Origin of the sequence: Zeaxanthinibacter sp. PT1, assembly GCF_028464225.1 — a bacterium.
GTDB lineage: Bacteria > Bacteroidota > Bacteroidia > Flavobacteriales > Flavobacteriaceae > Zeaxanthinibacter.
The window spans coordinates 928801-939434 of record NZ_JAQPCN010000001.1 but is presented as its reverse complement, the minus strand read 5'-3'; the positions used below and the strand labels follow the sequence as shown (position 1 = coordinate 939434).

Genomic DNA, 10634 nt, shown 5'->3' with positions numbered 1-10634 from the left:
AGCCCAGAACAGAATTTTGTTATCGTTTAAAGACCGCTTAGGTATTTCTTAGGGTCTGTTTTTAGCTTGTCGGAGAATACAAATCCACCTTCTCCACCTTGTACTCCTATGCCACCGCTCTTTGCGCTGTGCTTGTCTCCTTGGAATTTTACCATCCCTGGAGCTATTGGTGTTGCTCCACCGTGGTTATCTGTTGTGATGGGTGCACCCTGCGGAACTTGCATTACTTCTCCACCCTCTACTTTGTAGTCTGCAGGTACAGATCCTCCATTCTCAAATGGTATGTATTTCTTCACGGTGTTGTAGGCTTTCCTACCTGTCCTATACACATCATCCCCGAAATCTTCAACGGCATCCATTGCACGATTGCCTATACGAGAAGCCGTCCCACTAACCTTCTTAATAGTATCGTAATCAACATCAATAAGATTGAACGGATTAGACAGGGTATTAGCTAAGGATGCAGGGTTGAGTCCAGGTGCCCATTCTCCGGGGGTAAACTTTCCAATGAGTTGGGCTTGCTCCTTGATGCCTCTAGCCTGGCTTACTTCACCTGCCGTGTTGCGGATATTTCCATACACACCCCCGGTCTTCGGAGTCTTCGAGAAGTCATAAGAATCATACACTTCTACTTCCCCGGTATCTGGATTAGTTCTGTAAGATACCCTTCCGAAAGTGGTAGCTGCCTTTAACTCAGGAGAAATCAAGCTGCCAGCAGCCATATCAGCTGCATTCATCCTAAGGGAATTGATATCTCTATTTACAGCTGGGCTATAATCGTTGTATTCGGTTCCACCATTCTTCTTTCCTGAACGCTTGATAGCGTTTTCAACTGACCTATAGAGATGGTTATTGGTCATAACATCTGCATCCCTGGTCGAGAACTTATTATCTCCAGTTGCCATGGACGCTACCATTTGTGATGCGTTAAGGGGCATGGGTAGCATTCTACGTATCAGGTTTGTACCCAAGCCTGAGGATACCTGCTCCTTCTTCTTGCCTGGATCTACCTTACCTCCGGTAGCAAATAATCGTGTACCCGCCTTCTCTCGTGTCTTCTTGGAATTCGCCACTGCTTCTTTAGCCAGGGCTGCACGCTCTCGTTTTATCTGCTCCTCGCTTTTGCGTTGGAGCTGTCGTTTCTTACCGTGCGTAGTGGGACCTACTATTCCGCCATACTCCATGTACCCGGAAGACTCAACGCCATAAGAGCTGTAGTTGTTCAGGATGTTGCCGCCCTGCATGTGGTCCATAATACGGTTGCGATCTAAGACGTCGTTGTAAGCAGTGCGACGATCTTGCATGATCTCATCGCGGTTTCCTTGACCGGTAAGTCCACCGACAAGTGCTCCACCAACGGCGCCGATTGCGGTACCTACTCCAGGGATCACAGATCCGATGGCTGCACCAGTACCCGCTCCTTTAAGTGCTCCGGCTATCTTTCCTTCTGTCTTGGATACGATTTTGTCTTTTCCTGCGAAGGCATTCCTTGCCATGTTGCCTGCCAGTTGTCCCGCACCAGCGTATGCCATTGCACCTCCCATAGTGCCCATACCTTGTCCCCCTTTGCCGAAGAAGTCTTTGACATTTCCAAAGAGTCCGCCCATAGGACTTTGGGCAGGAGTTCCTCCCGTTATAGCAGCACCTAGCTGTGTAGGCATCTGCGCATTAAGGTTGGGAGACTGTAACTGTCCTGGTAGGTAGTTGAACCCATTAGTACCTTGCTGCCCACCAGTAAGCATGGGTAGCATCTCATAGAATTGTCCTGAGTAGTTGGGAACTTGTTGTGAGGTCGCGTCACCCTGTGGGGCTTGCGGTAATTGGAGGTATTTGAGGAGTTCTGGGATCATAGCATAAGATTGAATAGGCTATCTGCCTAGTGGTCAATATGCTACGTGAACTCTCTTATGCTGTATATGGAGAAAGGGTATTATACCCTTTCCCCGTATCTATCTGTGTGACCTTAGAATTGATGCTTCTAACGAGTACAAATATAAGGCATTTTGGTCAATATTGTCGTATAAAACCCGGACCACAACGAATTTATCAGTGAACCTTCTCTGGTTAAACCAAGGCATGTTTGGATCTAAATTTGATGGGATTGGCTCGTCGCTTTCCATGAACGCCGCCTCCTTATCCAGGACAATATCCCGGAACTCGTTAAAGGACCATGTGCCCTCATTATTCCTTGCATTGACCATGGGTTCAATGGAGATATAGTCCGAACACTGGTAATTGTTGTAGAGCAGTACCTGGGATATGGTTTTATCATGTAAGAACCGTGACCCATCTGTCACCTCAGATATCCACTGCAGGGACTGATAGAGCTTCGTGATATTGGATTGTGGGTTGATCGACACATCCAAGGTACATGGGAATATCTCACCATCGTAGAACTTACCATAAGTACCGGGTTGATTATGCAGATACGCATCACCACCTTTGAAGGAGTACACTTCATTACGGGTGTTAGCCATCACCTTACCCGCGTAATTGTGCCAGGATATCCAAGACTGCCCGTCGAAGGAGATCGTCTCGGAAACGTCATCAAAAAAGATCTCTTCATCGCTCGGCTCCAGGTCTCGAAGCGTCGTTCCGTTGAGGATCTGGAATTTGCCTTCACGTACCACCAGGGAATCCCCGGCGGATACAGTGAGGCTCAGGTTGGTACTTGGAATCTTGAGTACTTTATCGATCTTGGTGATGATGATTCTGTTCCACCTGCGATCAAAGGCTGTGGTGTATCCTACACCGCCAGGGGCAAATGGATTATCGTAGGTATTGAGCTGTACTTCCTTGCCATCGAGCTGTTCCTTGAGCTTCAGGATGAATTCGTCCCGGAAGTAGTTGCGCATGTCCTGCCCTGAAATCTCATTGAGCTTCCCGTTGAAGAGGGAAATCTTCCCCTGGTCAGCATCAATGGAGAGATATCCCAGTGGGGATACCAGGCACGCGCCCATGTGTTGTGTTCCCGCGTACCCATGCTCGGTCGTTAGAAGCTCCGAGGGTTCCATCCTAAAGATATCTCCGGTACCTACTTCCGCATCACGCTCTGAGGTGGCAATGGTTTCCTTGGATACAGTACGCATCAGGGAGTACTTCATGTGGATCATCAGCGCCGTAGCGTAACTCTCCAGGTTGATGATCTCCCCTCGGTTCTTAGGCATCTCCTTGTAATCATTCGCCAGGAACTTACGAAGGGTGAAGTACTTATTCTCTGGGTCATACGCCACACCACGAGCTACCCGGAAAGGGAACTCCGATAGAAATTCCTCCTTCTGGTTGTAGACCGTACCTGAGGCAAGATCTCCCACAGAGGTATAGTCGTCGTTGTAGGTGAAGGAATTCGTATTGGCGTTATCTGCCGGGCGGGTAAGCCACTCGTCATAAGAGGAGTAGTTGGTCCCCACTGCCGGGTAGTAATTGTCCTTGTAGGTTCCACCGGAGTGTCGTAGCGCGACGTTACTTACCGTGTAGCAGGGGAAATAGAAGATGTTCTTCAGGGCTTCATTCTTATCAATAGACACGTACTTGGTGAGTCCATAGAACAGTGCCGCGGTGAGACGGATCCCGTAGAGGGAGAAGAATGTATCTCCACCGAAAAGGGAGTAGGTCCTCTGGGTAAGTGTCGGCGAAACTACCTTGAATAGTTTACCGGTACTGACCAGTTCCTGGTCCTCCAGGTTGGTGTAGACATTTCTCTTGTGTACATAGAGCGATCCCAGGTAATAGTTCTGTAGCGTATTATCATTGCCTTGTGAGGCAGCATGGTCGAACTTAGTGGTCTTCGGGAACCAGCCGTTGATGGAGGTCTTATCTGATCCCTGCTCCTGTATCTGTGGGTTAGGGTGAGAGACGGTAAATATGGCGCACTCCTCAGAGTAACTGTTGTCAAGCTTCTCTTCCCCGTATGACATGATACCATCTGCAGGAATGTACCTGTAATTACTCACTGCACGAAGCTCGTTGAATTCCGATACCGGGTTCAGTGCTCCAGCGTCTCCGGTAGATACCAGATCCATTCGGTAGTGGGCTTGCACTGGAGTATCCTGGCTAAGTCGTCCATCATCACTGGCAAGCTCTGGATCCCAGAACTTATCCTCAATCTGTCGCTCGCCGGTACGGTATCCCTGGAGCGTCGCCCCTACCTTCACGTATGAGGGCTGAAGCATCGGCTTATCCTTGAGCAGGTCGAAGGCATGGAAACGCACCTTGTCATCCCGCAAGGTTGGGATTACAGAGTCGTTTGCGTTAGATTCTGACCTGGCTACCGTCGTAGGACTATTACCTGCATGGGATCCAAGGGAACTCAGTTTAAGTGGATGGGGAGCTGTTCCGAAAAGAAGGGACTGCCCTACCACACGCATGTTAGAGGTGTCGCGTTTCGCGTAGAGGATTTCGTATCCCTTGATGGTACTCTGGATCTCCGTAGGGAACTTGATGTTCTTGACATCGATCCCCAGGACCTTACCTTCTGATGTGGTGTTCTCAGGTTCGCCCAACCTTCTCACCTTCACATCAGAACGGTAGAAGGTGAAGTCTAACTCGTGCCATACATCATCGGTAGCCTCATCAGGCATGAAATATTCGATCATCAGTGCCAGGGACTCATTCTTGTTCAAGGTAATGGTCATGGTACCTTTGTACTCGTGCGTCTCTCCTGAAGAAGACACCGGATTAGTATGCTCTCCGAGGCTGTAGTGTTTTAGTTGCCCTGCATCATCGATAGGCGAGAAAGGTTTATCTCCATCCCTTCGGAACTGTCCGAACTGAGTACGCACGCGGCACTTGGTATGGGAGCGGTGTACAAGGTGAGAAAAACTAATATCGTAGTCGATCACAAAGGTCTCGGTCTGCGATACCTGGTTGATAAAGAATAGCGGCTCGAATGCAGAGGACATCTTCGAGTATATGTAGACATCTGCAGGGGTGATCTGTTCTGTCTTGTAATACCAGCACTCATCTCCTATACTTGCCTGCGCAGTCTGTGACCCGGAAGGCATGATAAAAGAAGACTGCCCTTGGATATTTGGGTTCGCTGACTTGTCGACGGTAAGCGGGACTGCCATAGCAACACCGTAGTTATTCTTATCCTTCATACCCCTCAGGTACAAGGAAGAGTTGGCTGAAGCTCTAAGGGCATTGGCGCCGCCTCCAGTGACCATCGGGTTGTTAGAGTCCACCAGCATAGGAAGGGATGGGAACTTGTGGTGACGTACCTGTTCACCGGCTAGATCTCCCCACTTCTCTGCGTCGTCTTCGTAGTATTCGTCCTCGTTGTACCACACACCCATGTTCCTATCCGATCGGTCGATAGCAGTCTCCCTGGTTTGGTAGAACTTGATATCGCCCTCTACCTCCAGGTCGTGTTCCAGGTGATCCGTGTTACTGGTGTACGTACCATCGATCAGGTTCGAGCGCTTGTGCAGGTGTCCCCTGGACTTAATAGATGAGATCCTGTCGAGTACTGAAGAATAGTTGGCAGGATGATCCATGTGGTAATCATCTGCCTGGGTTGCCTCCGGACCGGGGATGTGGAAGGCATCAGACTTGGTTCCGTTCTCAAAGTAGAGTCGGATGTAAAAGGCGTAGACTTCATCAGGGAAGAATCCGCGCTTGGTAAATATGGTGTACGGGTCTTTGAAAGATCCCTCTACCTGGTCAAGGTTGACCGTATCCACTACCCAGTCCACATAGATATCATTGGCGTAAGGTTGGTAGTTGAAGTCTTTGGCAGCATCCGACTTCAGGTTTCCTCTAAAGAGCCTGTTATCATGTAATGTCAGGGTCTTCGAGTAATCGTAGATCATCTCCGGTACGAGTACTTCTTCCAGGGAAACTTCCTCGTGGTTCTCGTTACCTCGGTATGTGAATTCGAAATCAGATCCAGAGGGACGCTCCGCAACGACAAATGCTTCTAGGGTACTGTTGATCTTGCGTACCGCTATGATCTCCATGGATTTGTACCTACTGTCTGTGTCTGTGAAGCTCAGCTTGATACTCTTGCCAGAGGGGATACCGGCAGGTGCTCCATCGTAGACAAAGAATCCATCACGAGTAGATCCATCAGTGATGTGCACCGGTCCCATAGTGAAGCCGGGGGCAGTAACACTTCCATCCTCTAGTTTATATCTGGATGTGAAGTAATACGCCCCGGTCTTCAACTCACCGCCCGAGTTTTCAGTTGGCAACAATTTTATATTGGCAGTGTTGTACCCCGGAGCCAGGCGCATTAGCGCAAGGTCATCCTCACGTACAAGACCTTTGGATCCATTTTGGTCAAACGGTATATTGTCCAGGTTAAGAATCCTGTCATGGTTGATGCCATCTACCCAGATTACAGTGAGTTCTTTTTTAAAGTTCCGCAGGTAAACCGCTTTCATGGGACGGTCCATACTGAAGTTCAGCGCCTCCTCACGGATACGGACATCCAGGTTACCTTCCGGATCCAGCACCGCAATTACGGAGTATGCTCCTTCCTTTGCCCAAAGAACCAGGCGATCATCATCGATAGCCAGGGCATAGATGATATCATACGCTGTGATACTGATCCGCTCAAAGCCTTCCTCATTCGAGAGAGCGCCGAGTGCACGGTTCTTGATCACATTGTATGCCCTTCGGTAGGAATCCTGAGGTTGATTCAGAGCATTAGTATCGGTAACGAGTCGCTGTTTCATTAATCGTGGTTAAAGAATTCGTCATAGCTACGTCCGTAAGGAACCATGGTCACCCACATGTCCTTGAAAGACTGAGCTTTATCTACTGATGGGAACATCAGATCATTCTGTGCTTGCCCCAAGGTCTTCTCCCATTTCGCGTCACAGTACTGGAAATTGAATATGGGATGTTTGTACCCGGAGAACATCATCTGCCTGAGGATGTACCACTGCAGCGCCTCTTTGACAATGACATTATCAGGTACCATAGGCATGTTGTCCTTGTCGGTCGGGATGCGCATGAAATGGATCCGTACCGTTCCTTTATCAAAGGTGGTCTGGATCATACCGGGGTTGAGCACATAACGCTCGCCATCGCTACCACGTGCGTCTACCTGGGTAAATGAAGTGAGGTTGCCCCCTTGTGCATCACTCTTAAAATATGCAGTGACTTGAGTGAAGGCATTAGGGTTCAGATACGCGTCGGGGTCATTGGGGAGGGCGTAGATCTGGGGATTGGAACCATAACGCAAGGGGCAACCGTTGTATTCTACCATGGATATCAGGTGCAGGTCACAGGGAAGTGCAGCTCTGAAGTTCTCGATCTCAACATCCTCGAAGGTCTTTTCCAGTCCCGAGTACACGCCGATGTACTCCAGGGCTTCGCCAATCCATTCGATAGCATCCAGTACCCAAGAACCACTGTCCGGCTTTACGTCCCGGAATACTTTGGCGATGATTTCTTTGGAGGATGTCAGTTTATAATTCATGGTTTATAGTTTAGTTGTGCAAATTCATCTGTCTTGAGCATGCGTACCAGCATCTTCTTGTTCCCATTCTTCCCTTCGGTAGGCGAGAACTTATACACACTCTTATTTCTCAAGGCAACTGTGCTCTTATCCCAAGCCCATCGGAACCAGTAAGGATCCGTGAAGTAGACATGCTTATTGATGCCTTGCTCTTTGAGCTTGTTGGTCTCGTGCCAGTTGATCGTAGGGCGGTTAAAATTGCGCTCTACCTTCTTAATCCTGATACTCCCGAGCTTGTGTCCCAGGTTGAAGGTTTCCCCTTCCAGGATCTTCTTACTTGCTTTCTTATAGAATTCTACCAGGATATGTTTGTAGAGGGTGTACGTCACATCGGATCCGGGATTGTTCTTCCGGTACCACTCGTACATATCCTTTGCTGAAAATTTATCCATCTATGGTTACTTCGTCTTTATCCTTGTCAGGCTGTTCTGTACGTACATCTTCTCCAAGAAGTGTCCTGGTAATATCCCGAGCCAGATCTGCACTGATCGGGTAAGGCTGGTCATCGTCGTAACATGCTTTCCCATCACATGAGAAGGGAGCAAGTTGGTTCGGGTACTCGAAGACACCTTTGACCTGTACGGCTTTGGGCAGGGTCCCCAGTACGTATATATAACCATCATCAAAGTAGTACCGGGGCATGCCCGCCGTAAACTTGCTGTATCCAACAGTACCTAGAGCTGCGCGGTTTATTGGTGCATACTCTATTTTAGAGTCAATAGTTCCCACGTAATAGAAAGGGATCCGGTCTTTAAATCTTACCGGCTCAGGTACGCGATCGGTAGAACGGTACACTTTACAGCCTACTTCTACGCCACAACAAGATGATGCATCGACGAATTCCATGTCCAGGCATCCGATAGTCTGCAGGTAGATGTTAGGCGTGAAGCGGTTACGATCCAGGTCACGACGTATGATCGTGGCACGCAGTCCGTGAACCCGGAACTTCAGCCGCTCGATGTAATCCAGTTCATGCTCTCGTCCCTGGGAGTGGGCGATGTCATAAACAATCTTGTTGAGGGTCGTCATTATTTAGTTTTTGCGTATTGGACAGTATAGTTGAAGAGAGTAACGCTTAGAAACGCTACACCCAGGGTGAAGTATACATCCAGGACAGTGACCTTTCCGACTCGTATCTTGATGCTTACTTTCCTCCCGCTCTTGTTGTGTACTTTCCAATGGTTCTTGAATTTGAAATTCTTCAGTATATTTTTCATAGCTTCCAGTTATAACCAAGCCAGACATACCCGTAAGTATCTAAGGCTATGGACATTATATTTTTATTTTTCATTTTCCACAATAGGTTCCCACGTACCATAGGTGCTGCTTGTACTTGGGTACCAAATACAGGGACACCGATATCGAACCCAGCAAACACTTCATGTCGGGGTTGGAGGGAAACGGTGTCCCGTATGGTTATGGTGTAGGGGTCTTGGTATCTCGTGACGAACTGTCGTAGAAGTGTACCCCTGACCTCTGAGTGTACCTCCGTAGTTCCGAGGCTGTCTCGAAATTGCTCACGGTAGGTATTGATGACATGTCCAGGATCAGGAAGCGATAGCTCTCCGTCTTTGGCTTCTCCTGTGGGAGATAATTCATTTTGCTTATATCCTTCATTATTAGGGTTTTGGATAATAGTTTCTACAGGCTCCGGTAGGTACACCGTATCAGATACAAATACTTTCGCCTCACGGTAGAGAGTCACCTCGGTGGTGATGCGATCATCCATCTGATCCTTCTGACACTGGGCAATCATGACCATCAAAAGCAGAATAGATATCAGTATGGCGGGCAGGTTTATTCTCATTGTATCTTGGCTAATTGAAAATGCATTCCATCTATCGGGTCCTCCCAGTATCCACCCCACTCAAAGCCAGCATCCGTGAAACACTTCACAAGCTCTGGTGACATGGTAGGCTTCTGGTGCAGCTCGTTCCACTCCCGGTTAATATCAAAGGCGATACCCCATGAGTGCAGCGACCAGGCATCCTTGCCGCGCATCTTACGAACCACAAAGCAGCCGTCCCAGGTAAGGATCTCGCAGGCAACATCACGGTCGATGGCGTTGCGTAGTCCCTGGCGGAAAGGCTTTACCATCTGCCGGTTCATGTAGATCCGCTCAGGAAGACATGGTATAGCTTTACGCTCCTCAAAAGAAGTGTGGTACACTTCCATGTGGGCGTATTCAAACTTTACCGTAGGTCTGCCGAAGACCTGTATGCATTCCCTGGAGGTTACCATCAGACCAGCTTGTTATATTGATCCATCACAATCTTCTTGATCACGTTGAAGTTGATGTACACGAAGATCCCGAGAGCAGCTCCCGCGTAGAATTCCCCCATTAGGACCCATGCTGCTGCAGCGATTGCAAGCCATGCAGCTCCGATCATTCCTGTCTTCTCTACCCATAGTTTAACTTTGTCTAGCATTGTATTTTCGTTTACGTGGTTTAAATTCTTCGTCTGGATCTTTCCGTACAGCAGTCCCTGCAACGAACCAGATTGAGTCTTGGAAATTTTTAGGCGTCTTGCCTACGATCCATCGTCGTCGGATCCCTAAGGAGTCGGGAACCATTTCAGGGAACGCAGTAGCGTTTCCCAAGGCGACGGTAAGTGAATCGTTATATTGAAATTGTTTGGCAGTAACGGAGTCCCATACCGCATAGTCAGTCTCGTTGATGTAATCGAAATAGGTGTACCCTCTAGGTTTTAAGAACTCATCCACGTAGGCACGGTTCACGTACCGTACTATGAAGCCTCTGTCTGAGGATTCCTTTACCCAGATCGGAATGGGAATGTCTGCCAGAGCCTCTAGTAGGGCACTCTCGCGCATCATCAGCATCTTATTCTCTACCTTGTACCTGTGCAGGTTGTAGGTAAGCTCCCGTACTTCAACCGATAGTGTTTCGATAACAGCCTGGTTATTCATGTTCCAGAAAAAGGAAATCGAGGTCGCGGCATAAAGGACCAATATCCGGTAGTTGCGTACCTTCTTAATGTCTTTACTGTCACGATCTCCAAAGGAGAGGATGGATTTTACGAGCTTAATCATTTGAACTTTTCGAGGATTTTAAGACCGGTGTCTTTTAGTCTGTTCAAATAAGCCCCACCACCAAATAGGCACAACGATAGACTGGTCAGTATGGTATCAGTAGAATCCCAGTCGTCCG

Annotated in this window: 9 protein-coding genes; all 9 read right to left on the bottom strand. The window is 48.5% G+C overall.

Annotation, left to right across the window (positions count from 1 at the left end; all coding sequences use genetic code 11):
* Positions 1-26 precede the first annotated feature (26 nt).
* On the bottom strand, positions 27-1850 hold the full coding sequence (locus PP178_RS04000; protein ID WP_272593018.1) for a hypothetical protein: 1824 nt from the start codon (positions 1848-1850) through the stop codon (positions 27-29).
* A 99-nt stretch (positions 1851-1949) separates the two neighbouring features.
* Positions 1950-6677, bottom strand: a complete 4728-nt coding sequence (locus tag PP178_RS03995) for a hypothetical protein (protein WP_272593017.1) — start codon at positions 6675-6677, stop codon at positions 1950-1952.
* A complete protein-coding gene (locus tag PP178_RS03990; protein WP_272593016.1) occupies positions 6677-7426 on the bottom strand; it encodes a hypothetical protein in 750 nt (249 codons plus the stop codon). The genes PP178_RS03995 and PP178_RS03990 overlap by 1 nt, the downstream gene beginning before the upstream one ends.
* The gene (locus PP178_RS03985) at positions 7423-7857 is read right to left on the bottom strand and encodes a hypothetical protein (RefSeq protein ID WP_272593015.1); all 435 of its coding nucleotides are present in this window, start codon (positions 7855-7857) and stop codon (positions 7423-7425) included. The genes PP178_RS03990 and PP178_RS03985 overlap by 4 nt, the downstream gene beginning before the upstream one ends.
* Complete coding sequence (locus PP178_RS03980; RefSeq protein WP_272593014.1) at positions 7850-8494, bottom strand: hypothetical protein; 645 nt, start codon at positions 8492-8494, stop codon at positions 7850-7852. Before PP178_RS03980 ends, PP178_RS03985 begins: the two co-directional genes overlap by 8 nt.
* A 184-nt stretch (positions 8495-8678) precedes the next feature.
* Positions 8679-9272 carry a hypothetical protein gene (locus PP178_RS03975; RefSeq protein WP_272593013.1) on the bottom strand — a complete coding sequence of 198 codons (594 nt, stop codon included), beginning with the start codon at positions 9270-9272 and terminating at the stop codon, positions 8679-8681.
* Positions 9269-9706 (bottom strand): M15 family metallopeptidase, encoded by a 438-nt coding sequence (locus PP178_RS03970; RefSeq protein ID WP_272593012.1) that lies wholly within the window; start codon positions 9704-9706, stop codon positions 9269-9271. Before PP178_RS03970 ends, PP178_RS03975 begins: the two co-directional genes overlap by 4 nt.
* The gene (locus PP178_RS03965) at positions 9706-9894 is read right to left on the bottom strand and encodes a hypothetical protein (RefSeq protein ID WP_272593011.1); all 189 of its coding nucleotides are present in this window, start codon (positions 9892-9894) and stop codon (positions 9706-9708) included. The genes PP178_RS03970 and PP178_RS03965 overlap by 1 nt, the downstream gene beginning before the upstream one ends.
* Positions 9878-10516: a hypothetical protein gene (locus tag PP178_RS03960; protein WP_272593010.1), complete on the bottom strand. Its 639-nt coding sequence runs from the start codon at positions 10514-10516 to the stop codon at positions 9878-9880. The genes PP178_RS03965 and PP178_RS03960 overlap by 17 nt, the downstream gene beginning before the upstream one ends.
* Positions 10517-10634: the final 118 nt, after the last annotated feature.

Excerpts from the sequence above, each read along its gene's own strand:
- PP178_RS04000 (WP_272593018.1), bottom strand. The coding sequence starts at position 1,850 with ATGATCCCAGAACTCCTCAAATACCTCCAATTACCGCAAGCCCCACAG.
- PP178_RS03995 (WP_272593017.1), bottom strand. The coding sequence starts at position 6,677 with ATGAAACAGCGACTCGTTACCGATACTAATGCTCTGAATCAACCTCAG.
- PP178_RS03990 (WP_272593016.1), bottom strand. The coding sequence starts at position 7,426 with ATGAATTATAAACTGACATCCTCCAAAGAAATCATCGCCAAAGTATTC.
- PP178_RS03985 (WP_272593015.1), bottom strand. The coding sequence starts at position 7,857 with ATGGATAAATTTTCAGCAAAGGATATGTACGAGTGGTACCGGAAGAAC.
- PP178_RS03980 (WP_272593014.1), bottom strand. The coding sequence starts at position 8,494 with ATGACGACCCTCAACAAGATTGTTTATGACATCGCCCACTCCCAGGGA.
- PP178_RS03975 (WP_272593013.1), bottom strand. The coding sequence starts at position 9,272 with ATGAGAATAAACCTGCCCGCCATACTGATATCTATTCTGCTTTTGATG.
- PP178_RS03970 (WP_272593012.1), bottom strand. The coding sequence starts at position 9,706 with ATGGTAACCTCCAGGGAATGCATACAGGTCTTCGGCAGACCTACGGTA.
- PP178_RS03965 (WP_272593011.1), bottom strand. The coding sequence starts at position 9,894 with ATGCTAGACAAAGTTAAACTATGGGTAGAGAAGACAGGAATGATCGGA.
- PP178_RS03960 (WP_272593010.1), bottom strand. The coding sequence starts at position 10,516 with ATGATTAAGCTCGTAAAATCCATCCTCTCCTTTGGAGATCGTGACAGT.